Below are 25962 nucleotides of genomic sequence, written 5' to 3'. Positions count from 1 at the left end.
GCCCTGCTTGAAGCCTTTCGCAACCCCGCCCCCGCCGCTGAAATTTGCGCCTGCCTCAATAAACTGCTACTGCTCCAGGCCCACCAACGCCGTGAAGCCAAACGCCAAAAGCGTAAACTGCTGGATACTGACCTCCCCTATCTCTGGATCTTAGTTCCCACTGCTTCCCCACGTCTGCTCACAAGCTGTCGGGCTGAATCCCAAGCGGGCTGGCCAGAGGGCGTCTATTTTCTGCCGCCAGTGTTGCGCACCGCGATCGTCGTTATTCACCAACTGCCCACCCACCCCGACACCCTCTGGCTGCGCCTCCTCGGACGTGGCCCTGTCCAGAAAACCGCGATCGCTGAACTCATGGCCCTGGCGAACCATCCCCTGCAACGCCAAGCCCTCGCCGCCCTTGTCCAGTTGCAGATCACCCTCCAGAGGCGGCACAATCTAAACAGAGTTGAGCAGGAGATTGCTATGAACTTATCCCCTGTCTACGAACAATGGCTAGAGGAAACGTTAGAACAAGGTCGGCAAGAGGGTCGGCAAGAGGGTCGGCAAGAGGCACAACGGGTTGACCTGGAAGCCCTGCTAACGGCTAAATTCGATCGCCTCGATCAAGCATTAGTCAGCATTATTCCCCAACTGATGGCGATGTCCCCTGGCGATCGCACCCGGTTAATTCTGCAATCCTCGCGCCAAGACCTGCTCGATCGTTTTCAGGGGGAATAGTGCAAGGCAGCAAGAGCTGAGGATGCTGCGCTTGCCAACAGTTGGGATTTAGACTGTCACGCATCCATCGATCGCCCGCTCGCTTGCCGATTTTCCCCCACTCCAACTCTACCGAGCGTTCGCGCGCAGCGCAGCCGCGCCAAAACGGGGCGATCGTCTCCCCCGCTTAAGGAAGTATTTCCGGCTTCAATTCACGATCGCGCTCAGACTTATGCCAGTCGCCGCCCCCGCCTAATCGTCATCGGTTTCCGATACCGCACTCGCCTCAACATCAATCGGCGCTTCCGGCACCGGCTCATCAATCACATCTAGATCCGATTGGGCTACCTCGACCTCCGACGACACCGCGATCGCGGCGGCCCCATCCGGTCCCAGATCCGTTTCTCCATCGCCAGCCGTTTCGACGGTTGCAGTCTCCGGTTCATTGGACGCTGCCTCATCGACCTCGGATAACGCATCCGTTGTCTGCGCTACTGCTGGACTGGGTTCGGCTTCCCAATCTTCGATTTCTGATTGATCCGGCTCAACCTCAGCGATTTTCCCTTGGAGATGCTGCGCGAACGCTTCCCCCGCAGACTCCGTACCTGCCTCAACGCCTGGGGGCACTTCGGCTGCGATTTCAGCCGCAATTTCAGCTTCAACGACGGCTTCGCTTTCAGGTTCGACTTCAGCTTCAACGACGGCTTCGCTTTCAGGTTCAATTGCCGGTTCAACTTCCAGTGCGATTGCTGGTTCGACTGTAGACTCAGCAGCCGTTTCATCCTCCGACTCTGGTCGATTCAGCGTAATCATCGGACGGCTCGGTCGCTTCTTAAAGGGAGACAATGCCGACAGCGCATCCTTCAGCACCGCGAAAACATTCTCCCGTTTTGGCTTAGCCGGTACTTGCGAGGGAGTCTCTGCGGCTGGTGGATTGTCCTCCTCCCAAACATCGTCCGTCGCCTCGACTGCCCAGGCATCAGCTTCCTCAGGGGCTTTTGGCTCAAGCAGGTCTGCGGTCTCTGGTAATTCCGGTTCAGGCGCGATCGTTGGTTGGGTTACTGGCCCGCTCCCCATTAAAGGTGCTTCTGGCTGGACAACTGCTGGGCTTGGAACCGTTTCAGGGGTATCCACGATCGCCGTGGGTATGGCCGGAGGTGCGGGTGCAGGCACGCTTGGCCGTTCTGGGATTACCGCTGGGCCAGTTGCCGCCGTTGCTTCCGGGGCGACGGTTGTTTCACCCGTCCCCGCAGACTCTTCCGTGGGTGTTGCAGACGCCTCTGGCACAGTCGTTGGTGGCACAACCCGCGTTGGTTGAGACCGCGAGAATGCCCCCGCCAGATCCCCCGGTAGCTGCATCAGACCGCCCATTAACCGGCCTAGTCCCTGTTGAATCGTCTTCGGTCCAAAGCCTGTCCGGCGATCGCTCGGCACCAGTTCCCGCCGCAGCGTCAGGGTTTGCCAGCCAAACCAAGTCAACAGCGCCACACTGGCCGTCTGCCCCAGCAGGGCCGCCCCCGTAAACCGATTCGCACAAACCCACAGCACGAGGGCGTAGAACAGGCCCACCCCGCTGAAGACAATATCCCCCTTGCGATGGGTTTCCGGAAAGAAAAAGGCAGACAGGTACAGGGCTAGGCTACCCACAGCCACAACGAGGGCCAGAATGTAGGGAAGCATGAGGTCGAAGCTCCTCTCTCTAAAAATTTTCACTGCTGACTCAATACCAATCTACTGCGGTTAGGTCCGCTTCCCCCTCTTTCGCCGCGATCGCCCCTGAATTTCCACAGGACAATTAGGATTCAGACAAGTTAGGGTGCCTACCCCACAAGCTTTAGCAGTACAGTGATTCAGAAGCGTCTACATGATTGAATTCTGCCCAGGTATTGGCTCAGGCCAACGTATTAGATTCCTATGAGTGATTCTGCCCTGCCCCCGCTGATCAGCCAAATGCAGCAACCGGACTTTTATCCCCATCCGGTCCAACCGCCGATCGTCCTTCTGCAAACCCATGTCTCCTACGTGCTGCTGACGGGGGACTACGCCTACAAGATCAAAAAGCCCGTTAACTTTGGCTTCCTCGACTATTCCACCCTGGGGAAACGCCACCACTTTTGCCAGGAGGAACTCCGTCTGAATCAGCGGGGAGCCGGGGATCTTTACCTGGATGTATTGCCCATTACTCGCCAGGGTGAAGTTTACCAGCTCAATGGCGAGGGGGAACCGGTTGAGTATGTCCTCCGGATGCGCCAGTTCCCGCAATCGGCACTACTGCTCGATCAGTTTGAAAAAGGGGCGGTGACGATCGCCCAGATGCAGGCTCTTGCTGAGGTGGTTGCGGCCTTCCATGCTGACTCGGTTACCAATGACCACATTCGCAGCTATGGCACGGTGGCCCAAATCCGTCTGGCGATTGATGAGAACTTCCAGCAGACCATCGGTTATATCGATCGCGATCGCCACGGTCCCCAAACCCGGCAGCAGTATGAGGAAACCCAAGCCTATTGTGATCGCTTCTTCCAGGATCATGCCGATTGGTTTGAACAACGCCTCCAGGCCGATCGCATTCGTGAGTGTCACGGCGATCTGCACCTGCGCAATATTTGCTATTGGCACGATCGGTTTTATCTATTTGACTGCATTGAGTTCAACGAACCCTTCCGGTTTGTCGATGTCATGTACGATGTCGCCTTTACCGTCATGGATCTGGAAGCCCGCGACCGCCCCGATCTGGCCAATGCCTTCCTGAACGCCTACCTCGAACAAACCGGGGACTGGCAAGGCTTACAGGTCCTCCCCCTTTACCTCAGCCGCCAAGCCTACGTCCGCGCCAAGGTGACCTCCTTCCTCCTGGATGACCCCAGCATCGACGACGATGCTAAACAAGCCGCAGGACAAACCGCCGCCCACTACTATCGGCTGGCATGGCAATATACCCGTCTCGGTCAGGGGCAGATCCTCCTCATGTCTGGCCTTTCCGGTTCCGGTAAGTCCACAGTGGCAGGGATTTTAGCACGTCACCACCGGGCCATTCACCTGCGATCGGATGCGGTGCGCAAACATTTGGCCGGGATTCCCCTAAGGCAGCGCGGCGGGGATGATCTGTATACGCCGGCAATGACTGCCAAAACCTACGATCGCCTGGCCCAACTGGGGCTGCAACTGGCCAGCCAGGGATATACGGTGATTCTGGATGCCAAATACGATCGCCAAGCCTTACGCCAGCCGATCCTCAGCCAAGCTGCCGCCCAGGCAATGCCCATCCGGATCATCCACTGTGAGGCACCCTTGACCGTGCTCCAGACACGGCTACAGCAACGCACGGGCGATATTGCCGATGCCACCGTGGCGATTCTCCAGCAGCAAAGCCTGGAACCCTTTAGCCCGGAGGAACAACCCTTGGTCATTAAGGTGGCGACCGATCGCCCCGGCGCTGACTTGGAAACGGCCCTTCATGCGCTGCCCCTGGTTCTTAAGCCTTAGAACCTGTTTGAACAGTCTAGATACGGTTGCTTTGACGACTACCGTCGTTACTACGAACAACGAGTTGCTGCTCGAAGATCTGACCCTTATGGGGGGAGTTGTGGTTGTAATCGCGATCTGCGCTTGGCAAATAGCTGCTAGGGACGCGGGGGCATCAGGTCATCCAGGATCGTGAATTGGATATGATTGAGGGCTAGATCGCCGATCGAAATGTCCAGGTCCGTATCGGCGAGGGGCACGCCCTCCGTCTTCACCCCCTCGAAGGAAATCCCTCGCCCCAGTTCCGTGTGGTACCAGGCTAAGCCCATGAAAAAACGGGTGGGGTAAGGTCCCCGTTCCTGGACATCATCCGGGTTCGACTCCATTGGTAGCCAACCCAGACCGGGAATCAAAAACTCTAACCACACATGGTTGAAATCTGGTTGCATCGGCACGCCCCGTATCTCCGGATGGTTGGGGCACTTATAGCGGCCCACGGTGCGACAGGCAATGCCATTGAGACGAGCCAGGGCCAACAGCACGCCCACGTATTCGCCACAGGACCCCGTCCCCCGGCGCAGAACAACATCTGGGGGTTCAATCCGCACGGTCAGAGCATAGGAGAGGCGATCGTACACATAATTCCGAATGCTAATCATCTGGCGCAGGGTATTGGTTTCCCGTCCGATCGCCACCTTGGCCGCATCCTGGACTATTAAGCTGCCCATTGCCAGATCATCATCATCGATGAGATAGCGCACCTCCAACTCCGGGGGTAGGGGGGGATGCCCTTCCACATCAGGGGGCGTCAGGGTGTACTTAATGCCATAGACCTCCAATTGTGCCCGCCAACCAAATAGGCGAGCCTCATCGGGATGGAGGGAGTCAAAGCGAAAGACGGCTACCCGCTGCCCCTCTTGCAGTTCCTCAGTGAAGGGCATCCCCACGGGTTCTACCCAACGCACCTTTTGGCGTGGGGTCTCGGAGGGGAGGGCGATGCGCCACTCCACGTCCCGCAGGTGAATACTTTCTAGGGAGGAGAGTTCTTCCACGTAGGCGATTTCGATTAAGTAGCCATTGGAGAGGGTGTAATGATCTGCCGGATAGTGGGCAAAGAAGAGGGGATGCAGGAAGGTACGATCGCGCCAAGCCAATTGGTGGGGCGGATCGGCATTGGGGTCATCACGGACGTAGGCTTCCTCGCCTGCATAGCTCACGTAGAGCACGGGTTCCACCCCCTCGCCCTGGGGCACAAAGGCTAGACCTGTGGGACCTTCAAAGGGTGTGAGGATGCTAAATTGCACTTCCCCGGTGGCCCGATCGAGGCAGTAGACAGTTTGCTCGGTAGTATCCGAAACCCAGAGCGATTCCCCCTGTACGGTCACATTCTCAACCCCAATGCCGGGGGCCGGATGTTTAGTAATCATCTCCCCTGTGTCTGCCCCAAACACCAGGATATAGCCTGCTTTCTGGCAGGTGACATAGACCGTTTCGCCCCACACGGCCACACCGTCCGCCAGGTAATTGAGGGCCACAAAGGGTTCTGGTTTGAGGTTACCCAGGACGATGCTCCCTTGGGAAGGCTGGGCGATCGCGGCTGCACCAGGTTGGGGGTTAGGATTCACCTGAAGGGCATTCCGGCAAACATAGACCGAATCATCCCGCGTAAACCACAGATCCGATGCCCAGCAGGCGATGCTGGTCGCGTCCCGGAACAACTCAATTTGATGGGGATTGAGGACGATCGCATTGTCATTGGCCGCCTCTACTTGCAGCAGATATCCCCGCACCGTATCCAGCACCACCAAGGTCCCGGCCACCACGGCTAAATCCTGGATGCTGTAGGCCCCGATCGGGCGAATCGTCCGGGGAAACCGCGTCGATGGCGCGGGGGGGGACTGGCCCGATCAGGAGTCGCTGGGGCGGGTTCAGGCTGGGGTGAGGCGGTTGATGGCGCGGTTGATTTAGCAGAGGCAGGCTTGCGCGGCATAGCAATTCTCAGGTTGGTTGCTGAGGGGACAGGGTAACGATACTGTTGCAATCATACCGACTCCACCTCCTCTCTAAGTTATGAACCCCTGTCAACTGCCGCCTCCCCTGCAACCCGGCGATCGCCTGATCGTGATTGCCCCTAGCGGAACCCTACGACACCGGGAAGTTGCTGCCTTTGAACAAGGGCTGGCCCTGTGGCGATCGCAGGGTTATCAGGTGGATTTACACCCGCACTATCGCGAGCAATGGGGCTATTTAGCGGGTAGGGATAGCGATCGGGTTCAGCAGTGGCTTGATGCCTATGGGGATAGCCGTTACCGGGGCATCCTCTGTGTGCGGGGGGGCTATGGCAGTATGCGGTTGGTGGAATTACTGCGGCAACGGGGCTGGCAACCCTCCCAGAAAATGATCCCGAAATGGGTGATCGGCTTTTCCGACGTGACGGCGCTGCTCTGGTCCCTGTGGCAGCAGGGCAGGGGGGGAATACATGGGCCTGTGTTAACCACGTTGGCGGCTGAACCGGCCTGGAGCCGCGATCGCCTGTGGCACTGGCTATGTAACCCAACGCACCTGGCTCCTTTGCAGGGTAACGGTTGGGGCGGCGGTGCCGTAACCGGGTACCTGCTGCCGGGGAATCTGACCGTGGCGACCCATTTGCTCCACACCCCCCTCTTGCCCGATCTCAGCCAGGTGATTTTGGCGATCGAAGATGTGGGAGAAGCGCCCTATCGCCTCGATCGCCTCCTGACCCAATGGCGCTTAAGTGGGTGCTTACAACAGGTGAAAGGGATTGCGCTCGGTCGCTTTAGCCAATGCGAGGCTCCCCCTGAGATCCCTAGTTTGGCTGTGGCGACGGTGTTGCGCGATCGCTTGGGGGATTTAGGGAAGCCGATCGTGGCGGATTTACCCTTTGGCCATGATGGCCCCAATGCCGCCCTACCCGTAGGCATTCCCGCCACCCTTAACGGCGATACGGGTACCCTCACCTTTATGGACCCCGCCAACGGTGAAGTTGGGTCGCAGAGCCAGCTATGATAGGCTTATCGTTGAGTTTTGTTAAGCGACTCTGTGCTTCTGTTACCCTCAACCTCACCGCAAACATCGCCGCAATGGCGGGACAGCCTAGTCAAGCGATTGCTGTTGGGGAATCAGCCCAACCTGGAGTTGATGGCGATTCTCGTGGTCTACTTTGTCCAGGGGATTTTGGGCCTAGCCCGTCTGGCCGTGAGCTTTTTCCTTAAGGATGATCTGGGGTTGGGGCCAGCCCAAGTGTCAGCCCTGATGGGCGTCGCTGCCCTACCTTGGATGGTAAAACCGCTGTTGGGGTTTGTTTCGGATGGGTTGCCCCTATTTGGCTATCGGCGGCGATCGTACCTGCTGCTGTCGGGCTTATTGGGTGCTTTGTCCTGGCTGGCCTTAGCCACGGTGGTCCACACCGTAGGGATGACGATGCTGGCGATCATGCTAGGCTCCCTATCCGTGGCGATCAGCGATGTGATTGCCGACTCCTTGGTCGTTGAACGGGCACGGCGGGAAACTCAGGCGCAAGTGGGTTCCCTCCAATCCCTGTGCTGGGGGACCACTGCCCTAGGGGGATTAACCACTGCCTACTTGAGTGGCTTCTTGCTAGCGCGGCTGGACAGCCAAGCCGTTTTTTGCATCACAGCCACCTTCCCCCTATTGGTTGCCTTGATTGTGGGGTTCATTCAGGAAAGCCGCACCCACGAAGGGGCCAGCCTGACCCAGATCCGGCAGCAGATGCAGCAACTGCGACAGGCCCTATCCAAACCAGCCATTTGGCTACCCACCGCCTTTCTCTTTATCTGGCAGGCCACGCCCACTGCCGATGCGGCCTTCTTCTTTTTCAGCACCAATGATTTGGGGTTTGAGCCAGAGTTCTTAGGGCGCGTGCGGTTAGTGACCAGCATTGCCGCCCTGATCGGGGTGTGGATTTTCCATCGTTTTCTTAAAACCGTGCCGTTCCGGACAATTTTTGGGTGGTCTACGGTCCTCTCGGCGGTGTTAGGGATGAGTATGCTGATACTGGTTACCCACACCAATCGGGCCTTCGGGATTGACGATCGTTGGTTCAGCTTGGGGGATAGTCTGGTGCTGACGGTGATGGGGCAGATCGCTTATATGCCCGTGCTGGTGTTGGCGGCGCGGTTATGTCCGCCAGGGATTGAGGCGACCCTCTTTGCCCTGCTGATGTCGGTAACCAATTTGGCCGCCCTCCTCGCCTACGAAACCGGGGCACTCTTGATGCAGGGGTTGGGGATTACGGAACACAATTTTGAGCGCCTCTGGTTATTAGTGGTTATTGCCAATCTCAGTACCCTGTTGCCCCTATGTTTTTTACATTGGTTACCGGAGGCGACCACTCAAGTCCAGGATGTTGAGGCCAACACGAGCGCCATCAGTGCTGCGGATGCTAGCCGAACTGATCAGCCTGACTCGACTGAAGGTTTGATGACGAAGTAAGTTTAGATTTTAGATTTTAGATTTTAGATTTTGGGTTGAGAGATTGCGATCGCTGGGAGAGCTTTGACGCTATTACTATGACTAAGACTGCTTTAAGTATGCCTAACGGTTCCTATCGCCAGGAGGACTGGCTGCGGGGGTACGAATCCCAACCCCAGGAATTTGACTACTGGATTGAGGAAATAGAGGGGGCATTGCCCGTCGATCTGCGGGGGACTTTTTTCCGTAATGGTCCCGGCCTGTTGGATGTGAACGGCCACCCCCTCCACCACCCGTTTGATGGTGATGGGATGATCTCGGCGATTAGTTTTACTGAGCAGGGGGTTCACTATCGCAACCGTTTTGTCCGGACGGCAGGGTTCTGTGCGGAGCAGGCGGCGGGACGTATTCTTTACCGGGGGGTATTCGGTACCCGCAAGGCGGGTGGCTGGCTAGCAAATGCCTTTGATTTACGCTTTAAGAATTTAGCCAATACCCATGTGCTCTACTGGGGCGGTAAGTTGCTGGCGATGTGGGAAGGGGGTGAACCCCACCGCCTCGATCCGGCAACGCTGGAAACCCTGGGGTTAGAGACTTTTGATGGCCAACTGATACCGCCGGTTTTTGCGGCTCATCCCCATATCGATCCCGCCTCCCAAGCCGATGATGGCCAACCCTGTCTTGTTAATTTTGCCGTAGCCAGTGGGCTATCCACAACGCTGAAGTTGTATGAGTTGGATCAGTCGGCGCGGATTGTGCGTCAAACCACCTATCCGATCGCCGGTTTTGCGTTCATGCACGACTTTGCCATTACGCCCCACTACGGCATCTTTTTCCAAACGCCAACCACGATGCAGGGGTTGCCCTATGTGCTGGGGTTGCGAGCGCCCGGGGAGTGTATTCGCTTTCAACCCGATCGTCCGACGCGGGTGATTTTGCTGCCCCGTCCTGGCGTGGTAGCGGGCGAGGCTCAGCCGATCGTCCTAGAGGCTGACCCTTGTTTTGTCTTCCACCATGCCAATGCCCATGAGCAAGGGGATGAGATTTGGGTAGACTCGATTTGCTACGCCGCCTTCCCTTCCCTCAAACCGGGAACTGATTTCCGGCAGGTAGATTTTAAGGCTTTGCCACCGGGTCAATTGTGGCGTTTTCACCTGAATCTGAAAACGGGGAAAGTTACCCACAAAGTTTTACTAGAGCGCTGTTGTGAGTTCCCCAGCCTCCATCCCGCCCAGGTGGGTCGTCCCTACCGCTATCTCTACTTAGGGGCGGCCCATGCACCGATCGGGAATGCGCCGCTGCAAGCCTTGCTCAAGCTAGACCTGCACACGGGGGCTGAACAGGTATGGAGTGCAGCCCCAACGGGCTTTACCGGAGAACCCCTATTTGTGCCTCGCCCCGGTGGTACTGCTGAGGATGACGGTTGGCTGCTGACGATCGCCTACGACAGCACCCATCACCGTTCCGTCGTACTGATCTTTGCCGCCCAGGATATTCAGCAAGGCCCGATCGCCCGTTTACCCCTGCGTCACCATATCCCCTTTGGGTTGCACGGTAGTTTTACGCCCACGGTGTTTATTTAACTGATGTTCGATGTGCCCTCACCCTCTCCGCCTCGGGACGCGGGGAAGTTACGGGACCATCAGGGGGTTAGCCCTTCTCCCTTAAAGCGGTTAGGGTGCGGGGTGTTGAACCCGGCGTTTATCGCCGCTCCGTATTCCCGGCCTTGACCCAACCCTCTTGTTGGGTTGTCTCCACCCTGAGCCGTTGCCATGCCCCATCTGGACTTTCGCTCAGGACAATCACCCCATCATTAAACTCCACCCCCCCGATCGTATTGGCTTGGGCGCTGGCCCCATCCCGCAGGATCAGGCCCTCTGGCCAGGTTACCCGTGCCGCATAGGCTCCCGGGGGCAAGGGATCGGGGCTGGGACTGGGGCTGGGACTGGGCTGGGTCGCCAGAATCGGATTGGGGGCTTGGGCTAAGGGATTAGGGGGCTTGTTTTCTTCGGGATAGATAGGTTTGGGCGGTGGCGCTGTGAACTGGGCCACGAGGTAGCGGGCGGTGGCGACACTGCCCACCGTGAGGAAGGCGATCGCCAGCCCAATACCGAGTAAGAATTTCAGGAGGTTTGCCAGCATAGGGAAGGAAATCGGTCGGCACAATCAAGTGCACTGAGGGTGTGTGGGCATAGTGTAGCGAATGTTGGGAAGGGCAACCAGCGAGATGAAATTAGGGCATGGGCAGGACGGGCATCAAACGTGGATAGGGATGCTGCGCCTGCCATTGGGGTAACCAGGTAGCCAGGGTTGCGGGTTCGAGGGTCTGGAGCTGTTGCAACAGGGCATAGCATTCGTCCTGGAAGCGATCGAGATCTAGGCCAATATCGTCCTGGGGATAGCGACTCAGTCGGTTTAAACCCTCCCCCAGCAGGGTAACGGCCCCCTGCCAGTTGCCATTGCCCAAGTGATAAAGGGCCACAGCAATTTGTAAAATCCCCTGGTAAAAACTGCGTTCCGGGTCGGTCGCCCCTAACCAGATGGCCTCCAGGGTATCGTGACACGCATAAAATTCCTGCTGGTTGAACTGCTCAACACCTTGCCAAAAGGTTGGGGGAAACGCATCAGACATGGGAAGACCACTGCTAGGAGGGAGTTGGGTTGTTTCATCCTACCCGATCGCCATTCATGCTGAATCGAGGCCGGAATCTTGATAGCTTGAAGAAAGGCTTTGGCAATCATTTTGGCAACCACTGGCAATAAAGGGATAACGCCGCATGGCGAACGCAACGCATCTAGCACAAATTCAGCAAGGGGTAGCTACCTGGAACAGTTGGCGTGAGGCGCATCCGGAGGTTTGGCCCGATCTGAGTGGCGCGGACCTGCGCCAGATGGACTTGAGTGGGGTCAACCTGATGCGGGTCAACCTCCGGCGGGCGAATTTGATGGCCTGTAACCTCAGTGGGGCCTACCTGAGTGAAGCCATTTGTAGCGAGGCTAGTCTGTTGGCTGCCAACCTCAGCGAGGCTTACCTGCTGGAGGCTAACCTCAGTCGAGTAAACCTGACCGGGGCCGATCTGCGCGGGGCTTACCTGGGACGGACCAACCTGCGGGGGGCTTACCTAGTGGGGGTTAATTTAGAAGGGGCCGATCTGCGGGGGGCCTATTTAGTCGGTGCTAACCTCAGTGAAGCGAATCTGACCCAGGCCAGCCTCACCCAGGCGGATCTACAAAACACGAACCTCAGCGACGCCACCTTGGTTGGGGTTAACTTCATGGGGGCGAGGCTGCTGAAAACGAATCTTCAGGGGGCTACGCTTTGCGAATGTTGGGTCTATGGGATGTCGGCGTGGGAGTTAAAGTTAACGGCTGCCCAGCAAACTCACCTGTTGATTACGCCCTATAACGAAACCGCGATCGCTGTGAATACCCTGGAGATGGCCCAATTTCTTTGCCTTTGGCTGAATAGTCAAACCTTGAATACGGTGATTGAGACGATCGCCAGTCGAATTGTCTTAATTGCCTGTCCCTTTAATGACCAATCGCGTCACTTTTTGGCAGCCCTAGAACAACAATTGGACCAACAGGGGTATGCCGCGATCGCGATCGATCTCACCCCACCGCTGAGTGTCAACTTTGCAACGACACTTCTTAATTTGGCCACCATCTCCCGTTTGCTGTTAATCGATGTACTGAATCCAGCGCAAGGGGTGCCGTCGGAACTTAAAGCCCTCTTGCCCCAGATCAAGATTCCTATCCAGGTCCTCGTCACGGGGACCGGTTTCAATACGGACGAATGGGATGAACCCACGCGATCACCCTGGCTACTACCGGTGCAAATGTATCGTGATCCCGACTATTTACTCAGTATTTTTCAGGAACGGGTGCTGGCCCCTGCCGAGAGCCGTGCCCAGGAATTAGGCCAGCGGTGGGCAGACTAGATAGTGGTCTGGAGCCACGATGACTGCGATCGCGGCCCTTAGAGGCACGCTACAGCCGTTCCCTCGCTAGTGAAGTACGGTCAAGCCTTGCGAACAAGGGGCTTAAGCCCCTTGTTTGTACCTCACCGGGTATGGAGGTGTTGTATTTTAGAGACGAGTCAAACCCAGTGCGACCCCACAAAGCGAGTGAATAGAGGAGCGCGCGCCAACTTGACCCTAATCGACAATCCCCCATTACAGGGCTGACCGGCCACGAGTACAGCAACCGTTTTGCAACGTGGGTCGTAACGATGTGAGTCGTTGCCAGCTAGAGCGATCACGACAAACGTTGCATAATGAGTTGTGTGCTGCCTTAGCATGGAGCGGCGAGTATGTACAGGGCGTCCCGACGTTTATCGTTTTCCTGGCAATCTGTTTCCTGGCAATCTGTCCTGGGTCTCAGCCTGGGGTTAGGGAGTTTCTGGTGGGGGAGCGGGGCTGGCGGGCTTAGGGCAGAGGTTAATCCCCACTTGCTCCCCTCCCTGGAGCCACTGGATCTGAGTGTGTTTCAGCAGCCGGGTCTCCCCCCCTGCCTGGACAGTGCCCCGCCGGGAGCGATCAAAACCGCTCTGACGATCTGCGATAGCCGCCTGACTGACCCTAGTCTGTGGTGGGCAAAACAACTGTACGGGGATGACTTAGTTGACAATTGGGTGACTTATCTGGGGGGCGATCGGGAACCAGGACGGGTTGATGTGGTGGTCAATCCCCAAGTGTGGAATACCTGGAATTATTTAGATCGCTATTCATTCCTCGATCGCTTTGGGGCGGCGGCACGGCGTCAGGGGTATAACGTGCGGGTATTTGATTGGCAAAGCCGTCTCCTCGCGGCCCATACCTGCGACTTTAGCGAAATGGCGGTGTTTCACTGGCTACTCACGGATGGGTTGGAGCCTGGAACCAGTACGGATTTACCCAACCCAGATTTGTCTCCCACAACCTGTAGTGTGCTCTTGAGTCCCGCCGGGCGATCGGCGCTGCGAGGTCGAACAACCGGGGTTCCGAATGGTGTGACTAATTAAGGGGCGGCGCTCCAGCCGTTCCCTCTCCAATGAAGTACTGTCAAGCCTTGTAAACAAGGGGCTTAAGCCCCTTGTCTTTACCTCACCAGGTATGAAACTGCTGTAGTACAGTGAACATAAAGTTGCGCAACGTTGGTAGTAACAACTTTAGTCGTTGCCTGCGAGCGCTATCCCCACAAACCTTGCATAATTTTAATGCTGTGCTGCACGAGTGGTCTGTCATCTCTAAAATGGGGAATTGTCGGTTGGTGTTGCGTTTGCGAGGCCCAACCGGTTTGCTTGCTTGGTTGAGGCGCACGGCGTTTGACTGCAAAAATGCGAAGTCGATGCGTGATGCCGGATGGCCTACGTTCCGTCAGTGGTTGGAGTATTGCGGCTGGAGGTATGGGAAAGCGACCGTTGCGGTGCCCCGCTCCATCACCCCAGTTAGAATTGCGCCCACTGCGGTAAGACGGTTCCGAAGGCGTTGCGTGTGAGACCCCATCGCTGTCCATATTGGGGGTTGGTGGCAGATCGGGATACCAACGCCGCGCTCAACATTCTGCAACAAGGACTGAGTCCGATGGGGCGCACCGGAACTTGCTACGCTTGGGGAGGATCTGCCCCCTAGCTCAGTTGGTGCAATCCTGCGGGGGTATAGCGGGTCGTTGAACCAAGAATCTTCGCCCTTCTAGGGCAATGGGGTGTCAACTTTCTGATTAAGCGTTTCTGGTGTCTGAGCTAAGCTTGCATGAGTAATTTGCATCTGATTTTTACCCGCCTGACCCAAGTTCTCAGCCAAATTGTCGTCGGTCAATCGGCGGTGGCGCAGCAGTTACTCATCGTCATGTTGGCCGGGGGACACGCGATCGTGGAAGGGGTGCCAGGGACAGGCAAAACCTTGATGGTCAAAGTCCTGGCACGGCTGATCCAGGCCGACTTTCGGCGGATTCAACTCACCCCCGATATTTTGCCCTCGGATATTTTGGGTACGAATGTGTTTGACCTGAATACCCGTGAATTTTCCCTGAAGCAGGGTCCCATCTTCACCCAAATCTTGTTGGCAGATGAGATTAACCGCACGCCGCCGAAAACCCAAGCCGCGTTGCTGGAAGCGATGGAGGAGCAGCAGGTGACCCTTGATGGCACCAGTTGGCCCCTATCGGATCTGTTCCTGGTGCTTGCTACCCAAAACCCCCTGGAATTTGAGGGGACCTATCCCCTGCCAGAAGCCCAACTCGATCGCTTTCTGTTCAAAATTACCGTAGACTATCCCGATCCCCAGGCCGAAAAGCAAATGTTGCTTAATACCCAGCAGGGGTTTCTGGCAAAACGAGTGTATTTGGAACGGCTCAAGCCGATCGCAACGGTGGCCCAAGTGTTACAAGCCCGTCAGGAAGTGCAGGCCGTCACCGTGCAGGAACCCATCCTCGACTATCTACTGGCGATTGTCCAGCGCAGCCGCCAACAAGCCGATCTGCTCCTGGGGGCTTCCCCACGGGCAGCGGTGTTGTGGCTCCAGGCCAGTCAGGCCCATGCCTGGATCAACGGTCGCGATTATGTCACACCGGATGATGTGAAAGCGGTGGCCCCCCCCCTGTTGCAACATCGGCTGATCCTGAAACCAGAGGCCCAACTCGATGGGGTGGCGACGGTTGCCGTGATCCGGAGTTTACTCAACCAAGTGGCGGTTCCCCGATGATCACCCCCTTTGATACTGCCCTCATGCACCGTTGCTTGGCATTGGCCCAACAGGCGGCGGGGCGAACTGCTCCTAATCCGCTGGTGGGAGCGGTGGTGGTGCAGGGTGGGCAAATTGTCGGGGAAGGGTTCCATCCGGCAGCCGGTCAACCCCATGCGGAGGTGTTGGCGCTGCGATCGGCGGGCGCTCGTGCCCAGGGGGCGACGCTGTATGTCAACCTGGAACCCTGTAGCCACTATGGCCGCACCCCTCCCTGTGCCGATGCCGTGATTGCCGCCGGGATTCAGCGGGTGGTGGTGGGTATGGAAGACCCGAATCCCTTGGTGGCTGGCAATGGCATTGCCCGGTTGCGAGCGGCTGGCATTAGCGTCACCCTTGGCGTCGAAACGGCAGCTTGCCAGCGTCTCAATGAGGCTTTTGTGCATCGGATGCGTTACCAGCGGCCCTTGGGTATGTTGAAGTATGCCATGACCCTGGATGGTAAGATCGCAGCCAGTGGGGGCCATAGCCAGTGGGTGACCGGGCCTGAGGCTCGTGGGTGGGTACACCAACTGCGATCGCGCTGTGAGGCCATTATTGTGGGTGGCAATACCGTGCGCCGGGATAATCCCCACCTGACGACCCACGGCCAGAGTGCCCACACGCCCCTACGGGTGGTCCTGAGTCGCCGCTTGGATTTGCCGATGACCGCCCACCTCTGGCAAACTGACCTTGCCCCTACGGTGATCTATACGGAAGCCACGGCCCCCCCCGATCGCCGCGTCGCGCTGCAAGCCCAGGGGGTTGAAGTGATAACCCTAAATCAAGTCACCCCGGATGCGGTGATGGCCCATCTCTACGATCGGGGCTGCTTGTCAGTCCTGTGGGAATGTGGCGGGCAACTGGCTGCACCCGCGATCGCCCAGGGGACTATCCAAAAGGTCTATGCCTTCATTGCCCCGAAGCTGATTGGCGGTCTAACGGCACCCACCCCGATCGGGGAGTTGGGTTTCACCCAGATGACCCAAGCACTGGCCCTGAGTGACATCCAGGTGCGATCGCTCGGCTCGGATATCTTGATCGAGGGGTATTTACCCCGACCCTCTACGTTGGGATAGGGTGCGTCGGACCGCTCAGCGTGCCTAATACTCCAGCAACAACGTATTGTAGGTTTCGCTGATATCGGCATCGATTTTCTGAATGGGCCGCGAGACCGTGGCCGGTGGTTCGCGCATCTGTTGTACCCGCTCTTCGGTACTGGCAATTTGTTTTGCCAATAGCGACAGCCGTTGCTGAATCTGGTGGCGACGCTGCTCAATTTTCTTGAGTTCCTGTTCCAGCCGCCGTTTCTCAACGGCAAGCTTGTACAAGTCCAACTGGAACGAGGCTTCCGACTGCTGCCGGGGCATCGTGCTAATGCGGGGACGAATCCGACCTTGGGGCGGCATGGGACGCATCAGGCATACTCCTCGCGATCGAAGTCGCGATCTGGGTTGGCTACTAGTCTACTCACCCACCCTGCCCGCTGGCTGCTCCGGAAAAGCTGAAAATTGTTAAGCTATGTAAAGAAATCTCCCCTTACGCAAGTTTGTAACGCCCTGAACGTCATGCTAACGGCAGCCTCGTCCCCAATTGCCCAATTACAATCAACGCCCACGCTCCCGGCTGGCGGCAGTGATCCCCACCGCTTTGACTGGCAAGAAGCCTGGTATCCGATTTTTTACGTTGAAGATTTGGACCCGACCCAACTCCACAAGTTCACCTTGCTGGGGCAGGATTTAGTGATCTGGTGGGATCGGCAAGCGACGAGCTGGCGCGTGTTTGCGGATCAGTGCCCCCATCGGCTGGTGCCGCTCTCGGAAGGTCGGATTGCGGAGGATGGGTTGCTGGAGTGTCCCTATCATGGCTGGGCCTTTCGCGGTGATGGTCAGTGCGATCGCATTCCCCAACAGGCGGTGACGGCCAGTGCCCAGACGGCGAAGCGGGCTTGTGCGCGATCGCTGCCCACGATCGTGCGGCAGGGGTTATTGTTTGTCTACCCTGGCCAGTCCGAGAATGCCCCCCAGGTGGCGGTGCCCGTGATTGAACCGATGCTGGAGGACCCGGACGCTTGGGTCTGTTTGAATACCTTCCGGGATTTACCCTACGATGCTCTCACGCTGTTGGAAAATGTCCTGGATTCCAGCCATATCCCGTTTACGCACCATGCTACCGTTGGCAACCGGGCGAACGCCGCCCCCGTGGAATCGATTACGGTGGTCACGGCCACCAAGCAAGGCTTTCAGGGGATTTGGCCAGAGGGTCCCCGGCGCGGCACCCTAGGATCACAAACGACCCATTTTGTGGCTCCCGCCCTCATGTGGCATGACTTGACCTCAAGGCAGTTTGGTCGCACGTTAACGGTGGTCTATGCAACGCCGATCCGGAAGGGGGAATGTCGCGTTTTTGCTCGCTTTCCCTTCAAGTTTGCGAGTAAGCTGCCGCGTTTTTTCCTGAAACTAGCGCCAACCTGGTATTCCCATATTGGTCAGAACGGGGTACTGGAGGATGATCAAATCTTTTTGCATTTCCAGGAACGCTATCTGGAACAGCGGGGGGGCAGTGCTCATTTCAGCCAGATCTGCTATCTACCCACGGCAGCGGATAACTGTGTAGTGGCGCTGCGCAACTGGGTGAATACCTACGACGCTGATCCCTTTCCTGGCCAGTCTTTGCCGCCGGCCCAGCCGATCGCGGCTCTCCTCGATCGCTACCATGCCCATACCCAGCACTGTGCCCATTGCCGAGCGGCCCTCAGGGCGATTCAACGTCTGCGTCTGGGGGTCGCCATTGGGGGGGCAATCACCTGGGCGATCGCCCCTGGCCTGGGTGTCCTTGGGGGATCGGTGTTTAGCTGGGGGAGTGGGATCGGCGCGATCGTCACCTTACTGGCGGGCGGAACTTGGTTGGGGCTGGGCTACTTAGAACGGCAATTTTTCGAGGGACGGCGGGTGCCTCCCCGCAATCGCACGCGGTAACGGCTCGACCATACCGCGTCTGATCTCGATGCTGATGTTGATTCAAAATCAGTCAATGGCTCAAGGGGCCATTAGCCCATTAATACTTTAATACTTTGGGTAGGATTCCTGGAGCAGTTCCGCGATCGCCTGACTTTCCGAAGGATGTGCCTCCAGGGGGGGCTGGCGGGTGTCGGTAATCAGCCAATTGAGGGCCGCCGCCTGGACATCGATCGCGGCTCCCGTTTTATCCACGCAATAACGACCGAACACCAGCTTATCAACGAGTCGGACCCCTGGCCCCAAGCGGGAGTATTCAAAAATGACACTGTTATCCACCACCGCGCCATTGCAAACATAACAATTGGGGCCAATCATCGTCGGGCCAATAATCTTGGCGCCATCCTCAATGCGGGTCATCCCGCCAATATAGACTGGTCCTTGAATGTCAATCTTCTCCCAATTAGCCGCCACATTGAGGCCCGTATAGACACCCGGTGCCACTTGATGGCCAGGGATTTGGACATTATGAATTTCGCCCGCAAGAACGCCCCGAATTGCCCGCCAATAGTCGGGAACTTTGCCAATATCGACCCACTGAAAGTCCATTGAAATGCCATAAAAGGGAGCGCCAATTTCGACTAAATGTGGAAATAAATCTCCCCCGATATCGTAGACTTTGCCGGAGGGAATGTAGTCTAAAACCTCTGGCTCAAAGATATAAATACCTGTATTAATATCGGTACTGAGGGCGGCTGCGATCGCGGGTTTCTCCTGAAATGCCTTAATCCGGCCCTGATCATCAGTGACCACGACCCCGTAGCTGGAGACTTCCTCACGGGGCACAGATTTCATAATCACCGTGGCGATCGAGCCTTGTTGCTTATGCCACTTAACGGCTGCCGTTAGGTCGAGATCAATTAGGGCATCCCCACAGAGCACAACAAAGGTATCATCAAAAAAAGGCGAGAAATCTTGAATGCGGCGCATCCCGCCTGCCGATCCTAGGGCTTCCCCCACCAATTCGCCATCTTCAATTCGACCTTCAAAGGAATAGGCAATCTGGACACCAAAGCGTTGCCCATCGCGAAAGTAATTCTCAATTTCGTAGGCGAGGTGGCTGACATTGACCATGATCTGATCAAACCCGTGACTCCGCAGCAATTCCAGCAGGAACTCCATGACTGGTTTTTGCAGGATAGGAATCATTGGTTTCGGGATTGTATAGGTAATCGGACGGACCCGTGTTCCCTTCCCTGCTGCCAGAATCATGGCTTTCATAGGCCGTTTCGTCTCACTCCGTGCCACAATTAACACCTATTCTTTACCAGGTTACATCCGACGGCGATGCGGATGCCGGGATTTCCCAAAAATTTTGGGATACCCTGCCCCGAACGGTTGTCAGGCCGTGCGACCCGCGTCTGACCCTGTTGATCGTTCCGTTCCGCCTAGAACTGAGTACCATGATTTTCCCCACCGCCCTCCTATTGCTGAGCCACAACCCCGCCGGACTGTTTAGGATCGTTTTGAAGCCGTTTGGCATACGGTTCACAGCGGGGGGAGGGTTACATGGCCTGGGGGCAGGGGCCGCGATCGCTAGCCTGGGTCTTCTACTCATGGCCTGTTCGCCGATATCTAGCCCGGTCAGCCCGCTACCCACGCCTAGCTCGGAGGTGACGATGCAACTGATTAGTCCGGTTTTTAGCAACGAGGGAATGATTCCCGCCCCATATACCTGCGATGGTGACGATCGCTCGCCCCCCCTGCGTTGGGATGATGTCCCGGCTGGGACCCAAAGCTTTGCCCTGATTTGTGATGATCCGGATGCCCCGGGTGGGACTTTTGTCCACTGGGTGGTATTCAACCTCGCCCCTGAGCAACGCAGTTTGCCGGAAGGAGTGCCTGCCGATCGCACCCTGCCAGAGGGGGGCCTTCAGGGTAAAAACGACTTTGGCAAAATCGGCTATGGTGGTCCCTGTCCCCCGCGCGGTACCCACCGTTATTGCTTTAAGTTGTATGCCCTCGATCGCCCCCTCGCGCTATCCCCCGGTGCCAGTAAGGCCCAAGTGACAGCGGCCCTGCAAGGACACGTCCTCGCGACGGCTGAGGTGGTGGGACGCTACCAGCGATCGCGCTAATGCGCTCAGGCCACTCAAAATAGGAAATCCAGATTCAGCTGGCGGAGGTCCAGGGTATACAGATAGCCACTGTGGGTTACCTCATCCCAGGTTGCTAACAGGAGGCCGTAGTTACCAAAACAGGCCATCGCCGTCGGTTGGGGGGGGCCAGCGACCCGTCCCACCTGTTGTCCTGTGCCATCCAGGAACAGCAATGTGCCCACTGCATCCACTAAAACATAGCCCCAGGGAGCCGCTGCGACCAGGATGGGGACAATCGCCAGGGGTACCCGAATCACCCGAAACGGCTTCAGGTCCAAGATCAACAGGGAGGCGGGATAGAGGCAGGGATTCGATGGACAGGCGGTCTGCTGACAGGGGCTCTCTCCTACTGCCAAATACTCACAAGTCATGAGGCGATAGGGTTTCAGCCCCTGGTAGAAAACGCTGGTGGTCACGGGCACATTCAGGTGTCCCAAAAAGCGTCCCCGGCGATTAAAGACCTCCAGCCGCGAGGCTTGGGTTCGGTGACGGTGGGAGATGGCGACGCCGTGGGCCGTATCCAGGGGGATAATTTGGGCAATTTGGGCCGCCCGAGATTCAAGGGTGCGCTGGACAGAGTGGGGCGGCCACGACCAAAGCGACAGGGGACTTTTGGGCGTACTGGGAAGGCAAGGAGCCGCTGCCATCCAATAGCCGTGGGGATCGATCGCGATAACCGAGTCCGTTGGCTGGGACAACACCCGAATGGGATGGACGATCGTGGTCTCTAGGGCAACTTTGCCCGTATCCCCCTGGGGCGCTGGGAAGGGGATTTGGTAGAGGTCTTGGGACGCGATCGCAAAACACCCCCGTTTGCCCACGACAAGGGATTGGGCGGCGACGGGGAGATGGCAGACCGATCGCTGGACCTCCTGGGCCGTTAGTAGATCAGGGATAAAGGTACGGCAATAGATCCACTGGCGCGAGAGGCAATAAAGGCTGGCCATTTCGGGCTTGGTGGCTGTTGCCGAGACGGTCTGAACCTGCAAGTCGCTAATCGGCGCACGGAGTGCTTCCTGACGCAGGGCGGTAAAGGTGGGTGAAGACGGCTCTGGGGAGGCAGCCCCAGTCCCTCCGACGAGTTTTGATAGGGGCGCAGCCTGGGGCACAAACTTACAAAAGAGGAGGGGGGGACTCGGTTCCGAGGGCGGTGCCAACTGCCAGCCGGTTGCTTTAGCCGCCGATCGCAGCTCCGCTAGCATGGTCGTCGCCGAGTGGAACCGTCGTCCCGTCAGCTTTTGGAGTGCCTTCCGAATCACGGCTTGAATCGCCTCAGGGACAAAGGTCGGAATCTGGACCGGCTGGTTCAAATGGGCTGACATCAAATCAGCCGGCGTCCCAGAGAAGGGACGTTCCCCCACCAATAACTCAAATAAAATGATGCCGACGGCATAGAGATCCGAGGCAGGTGAGTACTGGCCATAAAACCGTTCTGGGGCCATATAGGCCGGGGAACCCGTCGTATTAAAATCCTGGTTCAACTCCTGGCTCAGTTGGGCAATCCCGAAATCAGAAATGCGCCCCAGCCAACCCGTCGGCTGAATTTGCAGGAGAATATTTTCTGGCTTAATGTCGCAATGGACGATCCCCCGATTGTGGGCGTGCTCCAACCCCAACAGGATATCCATGACCAACTTGAGGCTTTGGGCCGGATGGGGCCGCACCTCTTCAACGATCAAATTACGCAGGGTGCCGCTCTCGCAGTAATCCATGACCAAATAGCGGCCATTGACCGTATGTTCCAACGCCCGACAGGTGACAATATTGGGATGCTGAAGGCTCAGGAGAAACCGCAGTTCGCGCAGGAACTTATGGGTGGGGAAGCGATCGTGTTTGAGTTCCTTGAGGGCAACCATCTGCCCCGATTTCCGGTGGATGGCGCAAAAAACCCGCCCAAATTGCCCCTGTCCAACTAACCCCAGAAGTCGATAGTTGGAGATGCGTGTACTTTTGGCATAGGGATGAACTGGCATTAAGGGTTAGAGATCACGGTTTGGCGATCGTCGGCTGCCAACGGGTGCTAATTCCTATAGTGTACTGAGTGTTGGGGACTGGGGACTGCCCAGTGTGCGCATTGTCACGGGCAGGTAGGCCGGGATCACGGGGGCAGGGCAGCGGGATAGGGCAAGGCTGAAGGGGAACCGGTAACCCGTGGGTGGGGGGTTCCCGTTACCTGAGTCTGGGTGGCTTCTGCCTAGAGGGTCCCACTTTCCCCACAGAGGGATTGCATAATGGTGGCGTGATCCACGTTCTGGTTGGCCATTTCCTCAGCGGCCAAGAGGCGATCGCGCAGACCGAGGACAAAGGTATTACAGTCTGCCCCCAGGGACTCGCAGGTGGTTTGGACACAGTGGAGATCCCGCCCCGTCAGTTGGCTAAAGAAGGAACTCAGGACACCCGCCTCCAGAAAACAAACCGGACGCTTGGTTGCGGCACTGGGGTCCACACTGCTGACGGCGATCGCATGTTTAGCAAACGGCGAATCCCAGATTTTGATGAGCAGGAATCCCCGTTGTTGATAGGTTTGATCCAGATCAATCCGGCCCCAGCCGTGGGTTTGCCAACATTGTTGTAGGGATTGTAAAAATTCAATCATCGGCAGGTCGGCAAGGGGTTGGTGGTGATAGTCCGTCAGATCCTCGCAGAAACGGGCATAGAAATTCTTACCCCACCAGCGGCCACAGTTGAAAAGGACCAGGCGAGTGGCTTGTCCCGTTTCCTTATACAAACCGGCATAAATGGCTTGCAGGAGGGGTTCGGGCATGGCCAGTAGACGTGCCCCGCGTCGATTTTCCAGTAACCCTAGCTCTAGGTCACTGTGGACATAGGCATCAGCCACAAAGAAATTACTGGGGATGCGGTTATCAATCAGTAAATCAGCCACGGAAACCATAGGACCCTACCCTCGCGCAATAATCTAATTCAGTACAATTCAGCCAGTACAATTCAGCCCAATTCGGTGTGATGCAATCCGACACAATCCAACTTAGTCCACGCCATCCAACTGAGTGCAACGCATAATTAGCATCCTTAATTATGCAGCAACGTTTGCCGTGCTGGCTTTCGTCAACACCGAACGACTAACGTTGTTACTACCAACGTTCCCAAGCTTGATATTGACGACACTAGCGCAATTAAATACCATCTCACTTTCATCCCATTTAGCGGCTATCCCTTGGCCATGTTGTGTATCCGTCCGGTGATTCTCCAGTTATGCCATTGGGTTAACGATCACCCCAGGCGCACGATTACGGTGATCCCCTCAGGGGGTTAGGGAGGGGTTACTTGGCAAAACGGCATCCCGTGACATCACCAGGAAGGGTTGCAGGAAGCTCATGGACTTGGGACCCAAGGCCTGGGTGAGGGATTTTTCCAGATGGCGGTAGAGGGCACGATCGATGGCCTGGGTGTTATAGACCTGCACATTGCGGCTCAGCCAACTCAAGAGCCGTTCCTTGGTGAAGGTTTCGTCATCCAGGAGCATGGACATGGCACAATACCGGACTACAAGCAGTGCATTCTTAATGCTGCGCTCTAAATCGACGGTTTGGATGTGGGGCATCTCGGCCTGTAATTGATCAACCGCTTGTTGCATGATGGCAACTTCTTGATCGCGTAGGCGACGATAGGTTTCCAGCCGATCGGGCAGGGAACTGACATATTTATCCAGTAGGGTTAGCTCCTCCGGGTTGAGATAACGATTCTCGGCCTGATCTAACAAGCTTTCAATTTGTGGGTGCATACATTCGCTCCGGTGCAGACAGGTGCCAACAATAACAGGTGTCAACAAAAATCGGTTGGGGAAACACCGCCCGTGTGTCAGCGGGCTGTTTCCCTGCCCCAGCCCCTTAAAACAGGTTTGAGAAGTCGTCAACCGTTAGATCTTGTCCCTTGGCTTCAGCGATCGGGAGGGTTTCCTCTAGGGGGATGGGGGCCGCGATCGCCTTGCCATCCCAGGGGAAAGCACTCATAAACTGGCTGACGGTTAGGGTCAAGCTCAGGGGGCCACCTGTTTGAATGGACGTCCGCTTGAGTTCCTGGACCGCCAGCGGTTGATCATCCCAATTCACCGTCGCGAAAAATTGCTGCACGGTCAGGGTCAACCAATCCCGGTTGGCAGGGGGAGGGGCTAAGCCATTGCGGCTAGCGGTGGTGGTGAGCGTGTTCATCCCAAGCGCTCCCCAGACCGTAGCCGTTTTTCAATATCCCGTGCCGTTGCCCCTTCATTCAGCCAGAAGGCAGCGGCATCAATCCGGTCCTGGCCACCAATCAAAAACTTACAGTAGGTTTCGCCCATTGAGTAGCACTGAATTTCAATACAACTCAGTTGCTTTTTCACGAGTTCCGTAAAGAATCCGGCAAACAATCCGGCGTAAATGTGGCACACGGGTTTGCCCACATCCCCTAGGGTGCGGGCGACGGCAGAGTCGAACAGGTTAATGAAAATGAAGCCCTGCTTGCGATCGCCCATATCCACTTCCCAGCGTCCCCAGCCTTGGGAGGTGAAGGGCCACCACCAGGTTTCTAGCAAAAAGAGGAGGTTAGTCTGGCGAATATTGCGATCGAACTCCCGCTCAAACCATTTCTCGAAAAAGAAGGCATCCCGCTGGCCCCACTCACAGCCAATCGTATACATAATCGCCGCCGAGGCATCCCCCACCTCTTCCTCTAGCCCTTCGACCAAACCAATAATAAAATCTTCCGTGGCGAGGATGTTTTGGGCACCATTCCAGTCAACGATCGTGCCTTTCTCTAGATCAAATTTGAAGAAATCCCGAAACCCATAGTGGTTATGCTTCTTCGGATTTTTCCGCTGGGGGGTGGCTGTCTGTGCAGTTGCATTGACCATAGTGTTGCCTAGCTGTTGCCTAAAAAGTTGCCAAGTAATGACCAAGAGAGTAGAAGACTGAAGGGGCACACCAACGCCCGATCCCCTAGGGGTGGGGGTTGGAAGGTTGCCATGGGGCTGGATGCACAACCTCAAACCAGGCCAAGGTCTGAGTAAAACTCACCCGTAATCGGGGGTTCCCATCAAAATACAGGGGGGGGTCTGCTTGCTCCGGGAGATTGCCAACTAGCCCAGCCCTGCTCCCCCTTCACGATAACCTAAGCGCTATCGACTGGCCTGGAACGGGAACACAAGTTAATGGCTCCTAGACCCACGTGGCCAGGGCTGATCTGTCCAGTATTTTACTGACCCCTATCCGGGTCAACCGTTGAGCTGTAACAATGCTTAACTCCCTAGCTGGCCGATCGCCTAGTGGATCTCGACATCCAGGACGTAGCGCCCTAGGGGGACTTGCGCGGCCCAAAGTTCATATTCCACCCGCAGGTGTTGGGGGGCCGTGAAGGTCCCGGCGAGGGTCAGCGATCGTGTGTAGTTTCGGAGCCGCAGTTGACCACTGGTGCGCAGGGAGTCACTTTGTAGCCAATAGCGGCTGACCCCGTAGACGCCCCGTTCCCACAGGTGGCGATAGCTAAATTTACCGTTGCCTTGCATGGTCATGATCACCCGTGAGGGGGCAATTTCTAGCC

At 56.9% G+C, this 25962-nt stretch carries 23 protein-coding genes and 1 pseudogene; 12 read left to right on the top strand and 12 right to left on the bottom strand.

What is annotated here, in order from left to right; translation table 11 throughout:
• Positions 1 to 717: hypothetical protein (locus ACWIUF_RS04750; protein ID WP_448571102.1), on the top strand; the 717-nt coding region annotated here is incomplete at its 5' end.
• 231 nt (positions 718 to 948) lie between these two features.
• Here ACWIUF_RS04750 and ACWIUF_RS04745 read toward each other — a convergent pair.
• A complete protein-coding gene (locus ACWIUF_RS04745; protein ID WP_448571101.1) occupies positions 949 to 2376 on the bottom strand; it encodes a Ycf66 family protein in 1428 nt (475 codons plus the stop codon).
• A 234-nt stretch (positions 2377 to 2610) separates the two neighbouring features.
• On the opposite strand from ACWIUF_RS04745, the gene ACWIUF_RS04740 reads away from it, so the two are divergent.
• The gene (locus ACWIUF_RS04740) at positions 2611 to 4179 is read left to right on the top strand and encodes a bifunctional aminoglycoside phosphotransferase/ATP-binding protein (protein ID WP_448571100.1); all 1569 of its coding nucleotides are present in this window, start codon (positions 2611 to 2613) and stop codon (positions 4177 to 4179) included.
• Between the two features lie 137 nt (positions 4180 to 4316).
• On the opposite strand, the gene ACWIUF_RS04735 is transcribed toward ACWIUF_RS04740, so the two are convergent.
• Positions 4317 to 5978, bottom strand: a complete 1662-nt coding sequence (locus tag ACWIUF_RS04735) for a transglutaminase domain-containing protein (RefSeq protein WP_448571099.1) — start codon at positions 5976 to 5978, stop codon at positions 4317 to 4319.
• A gap of 250 nt (positions 5979 to 6228) precedes the next feature.
• On the opposite strand from ACWIUF_RS04735, the gene ACWIUF_RS04730 reads away from it, so the two are divergent.
• The 3 genes from ACWIUF_RS04730 (at position 6229) to ACWIUF_RS04720 (ending at position 10193) form a co-directional block, all read left to right on the top strand.
• Positions 6229 to 7185: a S66 peptidase family protein gene (locus ACWIUF_RS04730; protein WP_448571098.1), complete on the top strand. Its 957-nt coding sequence runs from the start codon at positions 6229 to 6231 to the stop codon at positions 7183 to 7185.
• Positions 7186 to 7218: 33 nt separating this feature from the next.
• Positions 7219 to 8631, top strand: a complete 1413-nt coding sequence (locus ACWIUF_RS04725; RefSeq protein ID WP_448571097.1) for a folate/biopterin family MFS transporter — start codon at positions 7219 to 7221, stop codon at positions 8629 to 8631.
• Positions 8632 to 8708: 77 nt separating this feature from the next.
• On the top strand, positions 8709 to 10193 hold the full coding sequence (locus tag ACWIUF_RS04720) for a carotenoid oxygenase family protein (RefSeq protein ID WP_448571096.1): 1485 nt from the start codon (positions 8709 to 8711) through the stop codon (positions 10191 to 10193).
• Positions 10194 to 10311: 118 nt separating this feature from the next.
• Here the strand turns inward: ACWIUF_RS04720 and ACWIUF_RS04715 are convergent, their stop codons facing one another.
• The gene (locus ACWIUF_RS04715) at positions 10312 to 10752 is read right to left on the bottom strand and encodes an SH3 domain-containing protein (protein WP_448571094.1); all 441 of its coding nucleotides are present in this window, start codon (positions 10750 to 10752) and stop codon (positions 10312 to 10314) included.
• A gap of 91 nt (positions 10753 to 10843) precedes the next feature.
• Positions 10844 to 11242 (bottom strand): DUF309 domain-containing protein, encoded by a 399-nt coding sequence (locus ACWIUF_RS04710; protein WP_448571093.1) that lies wholly within the window; start codon positions 11240 to 11242, stop codon positions 10844 to 10846.
• 145 nt (positions 11243 to 11387) lie between these two features.
• Between ACWIUF_RS04710 and ACWIUF_RS04705 the strand changes: the two genes are divergently transcribed.
• The 5 genes and pseudogenes from ACWIUF_RS04705 to ribD all read left to right on the top strand — a co-directional run bounded on the left by ACWIUF_RS04705 (position 11388) and on the right by ribD (position 16390).
• Positions 11388 to 12551 carry a pentapeptide repeat-containing protein gene (locus tag ACWIUF_RS04705; RefSeq protein ID WP_448571092.1) on the top strand — a complete coding sequence of 388 codons (1164 nt, stop codon included), beginning with the start codon at positions 11388 to 11390 and terminating at the stop codon, positions 12549 to 12551.
• Between the two features lie 371 nt (positions 12552 to 12922).
• Positions 12923 to 13612, top strand: coding sequence for a hypothetical protein (locus tag ACWIUF_RS04700; protein WP_448571090.1), 690 nt, complete (start codon positions 12923 to 12925; stop codon positions 13610 to 13612).
• A gap of 445 nt (positions 13613 to 14057) precedes the next feature.
• A pseudogene (locus ACWIUF_RS04695) lies at positions 14058 to 14222 on the top strand (hypothetical protein); the annotation flags it as partial.
• Positions 14223 to 14342: 120 nt separating this feature from the next.
• Positions 14343 to 15293, top strand: a complete 951-nt coding sequence (locus ACWIUF_RS04690) for an AAA family ATPase (protein ID WP_448571088.1) — start codon at positions 14343 to 14345, stop codon at positions 15291 to 15293.
• Positions 15290 to 16390 (top strand): bifunctional diaminohydroxyphosphoribosylaminopyrimidine deaminase/5-amino-6-(5-phosphoribosylamino)uracil reductase RibD, encoded by a 1101-nt coding sequence (gene ribD / locus ACWIUF_RS04685; protein ID WP_448571087.1) that lies wholly within the window; start codon positions 15290 to 15292, stop codon positions 16388 to 16390. Before ACWIUF_RS04690 ends, ribD begins: the two co-directional genes overlap by 4 nt.
• Before the next feature lie 24 nt (positions 16391 to 16414).
• Here ribD and ACWIUF_RS04680 read toward each other — a convergent pair whose 3' ends face one another.
• On the bottom strand, positions 16415 to 16729 hold the full coding sequence (locus ACWIUF_RS04680) for a hypothetical protein (RefSeq protein ID WP_448571086.1): 315 nt from the start codon (positions 16727 to 16729) through the stop codon (positions 16415 to 16417).
• Positions 16730 to 16879: 150 nt separating this feature from the next.
• On the opposite strand from ACWIUF_RS04680, the gene ACWIUF_RS04675 reads away from it, so the two are divergent.
• Entirely contained in the window at positions 16880 to 18289 is a 1410-nt protein-coding gene (locus ACWIUF_RS04675; RefSeq protein ID WP_448571085.1) for an aromatic ring-hydroxylating dioxygenase subunit alpha, read from the top strand.
• A gap of 87 nt (positions 18290 to 18376) precedes the next feature.
• Here ACWIUF_RS04675 and ACWIUF_RS04670 read toward each other — a convergent pair whose 3' ends face one another.
• Positions 18377 to 19549 carry a sugar phosphate nucleotidyltransferase gene (locus ACWIUF_RS04670; RefSeq protein ID WP_448571084.1) on the bottom strand — a complete coding sequence of 391 codons (1173 nt, stop codon included), beginning with the start codon at positions 19547 to 19549 and terminating at the stop codon, positions 18377 to 18379.
• 20 nt (positions 19550 to 19569) lie between these two features.
• On the opposite strand from ACWIUF_RS04670, the gene ACWIUF_RS04665 reads away from it, so the two are divergent.
• A complete protein-coding gene (locus ACWIUF_RS04665) occupies positions 19570 to 20406 on the top strand; it encodes a YbhB/YbcL family Raf kinase inhibitor-like protein (protein WP_448571083.1) in 837 nt (278 codons plus the stop codon).
• Between the two features lie 14 nt (positions 20407 to 20420).
• Here the strand turns inward: ACWIUF_RS04665 and ACWIUF_RS04660 are convergent, their stop codons facing one another.
• The 6 genes from ACWIUF_RS04660 to ACWIUF_RS04635 form a co-directional block, all read right to left on the bottom strand.
• Positions 20421 to 22400 (bottom strand): serine/threonine-protein kinase, encoded by a 1980-nt coding sequence (locus ACWIUF_RS04660; RefSeq protein WP_448571082.1) that lies wholly within the window; start codon positions 22398 to 22400, stop codon positions 20421 to 20423.
• Positions 22401 to 22621: 221 nt separating this feature from the next.
• Complete coding sequence (locus ACWIUF_RS04655; RefSeq protein WP_448571081.1) at positions 22622 to 23320, bottom strand: V4R domain-containing protein; 699 nt, start codon at positions 23318 to 23320, stop codon at positions 22622 to 22624.
• A 369-nt stretch (positions 23321 to 23689) separates the two neighbouring features.
• Positions 23690 to 24169: a hypothetical protein gene (locus ACWIUF_RS04650; RefSeq protein WP_448571080.1), complete on the bottom strand. Its 480-nt coding sequence runs from the start codon at positions 24167 to 24169 to the stop codon at positions 23690 to 23692.
• Positions 24170 to 24275: 106 nt separating this feature from the next.
• Positions 24276 to 24596 (bottom strand): hypothetical protein, encoded by a 321-nt coding sequence (locus tag ACWIUF_RS04645; protein WP_448571079.1) that lies wholly within the window; start codon positions 24594 to 24596, stop codon positions 24276 to 24278.
• A complete protein-coding gene (locus ACWIUF_RS04640; RefSeq protein ID WP_448571078.1) occupies positions 24593 to 25276 on the bottom strand; it encodes a V4R domain-containing protein in 684 nt (227 codons plus the stop codon). Before ACWIUF_RS04640 ends, ACWIUF_RS04645 begins: the two co-directional genes overlap by 4 nt.
• Before the next feature lie 408 nt (positions 25277 to 25684).
• The coding region (locus ACWIUF_RS04635; protein WP_448571077.1) for a hypothetical protein at positions 25685 to 25962 on the bottom strand (278 nt) is incomplete at its 5' end.

The organism is Trichothermofontia sp. (assembly GCF_053493415.1).
Note: the sequence above shows the minus strand (reverse complement) of the source record. Positions and strands in the feature narration are given on the sequence as shown.

What these genes read in the sequence shown, in the direction of transcription:
- ACWIUF_RS04745 (WP_448571101.1), bottom strand. Translation starts at nt 2,376, where the DNA reads ATGCTTCCCTACATTCTGGCCCTCGTTGTGGCTGTGGGTAGCCTAGCC.
- ACWIUF_RS04740 (WP_448571100.1), top strand. Translation starts at nt 2,611, where the DNA reads ATGAGTGATTCTGCCCTGCCCCCGCTGATCAGCCAAATGCAGCAACCG.
- ACWIUF_RS04730 (WP_448571098.1), top strand. Translation starts at nt 6,229, where the DNA reads ATGAACCCCTGTCAACTGCCGCCTCCCCTGCAACCCGGCGATCGCCTG.
- ACWIUF_RS04720 (WP_448571096.1), top strand. Translation starts at nt 8,709, where the DNA reads ATGACTAAGACTGCTTTAAGTATGCCTAACGGTTCCTATCGCCAGGAG.
- ACWIUF_RS04715 (WP_448571094.1), bottom strand. Translation starts at nt 10,752, where the DNA reads ATGCTGGCAAACCTCCTGAAATTCTTACTCGGTATTGGGCTGGCGATC.
- ACWIUF_RS04710 (WP_448571093.1), bottom strand. Translation starts at nt 11,242, where the DNA reads ATGTCTGATGCGTTTCCCCCAACCTTTTGGCAAGGTGTTGAGCAGTTC.
- ACWIUF_RS04705 (WP_448571092.1), top strand. Translation starts at nt 11,388, where the DNA reads ATGGCGAACGCAACGCATCTAGCACAAATTCAGCAAGGGGTAGCTACC.
- ACWIUF_RS04700 (WP_448571090.1), top strand. Translation starts at nt 12,923, where the DNA reads ATGTACAGGGCGTCCCGACGTTTATCGTTTTCCTGGCAATCTGTTTCC.
- ACWIUF_RS04690 (WP_448571088.1), top strand. Translation starts at nt 14,343, where the DNA reads ATGAGTAATTTGCATCTGATTTTTACCCGCCTGACCCAAGTTCTCAGC.
- ribD (WP_448571087.1), top strand. Translation starts at nt 15,290, where the DNA reads ATGATCACCCCCTTTGATACTGCCCTCATGCACCGTTGCTTGGCATTG.
- ACWIUF_RS04680 (WP_448571086.1), bottom strand. Translation starts at nt 16,729, where the DNA reads ATGCGTCCCATGCCGCCCCAAGGTCGGATTCGTCCCCGCATTAGCACG.
- ACWIUF_RS04675 (WP_448571085.1), top strand. Translation starts at nt 16,880, where the DNA reads ATGCTAACGGCAGCCTCGTCCCCAATTGCCCAATTACAATCAACGCCC.
- ACWIUF_RS04670 (WP_448571084.1), bottom strand. Translation starts at nt 19,549, where the DNA reads ATGAAAGCCATGATTCTGGCAGCAGGGAAGGGAACACGGGTCCGTCCG.
- ACWIUF_RS04660 (WP_448571082.1), bottom strand. Translation starts at nt 22,400, where the DNA reads ATGCCAGTTCATCCCTATGCCAAAAGTACACGCATCTCCAACTATCGA.
- ACWIUF_RS04655 (WP_448571081.1), bottom strand. Translation starts at nt 23,320, where the DNA reads ATGGTTTCCGTGGCTGATTTACTGATTGATAACCGCATCCCCAGTAAT.
- ACWIUF_RS04650 (WP_448571080.1), bottom strand. Translation starts at nt 24,169, where the DNA reads ATGCACCCACAAATTGAAAGCTTGTTAGATCAGGCCGAGAATCGTTAT.
- ACWIUF_RS04645 (WP_448571079.1), bottom strand. Translation starts at nt 24,596, where the DNA reads ATGAACACGCTCACCACCACCGCTAGCCGCAATGGCTTAGCCCCTCCC.
- ACWIUF_RS04640 (WP_448571078.1), bottom strand. Translation starts at nt 25,276, where the DNA reads ATGGTCAATGCAACTGCACAGACAGCCACCCCCCAGCGGAAAAATCCG.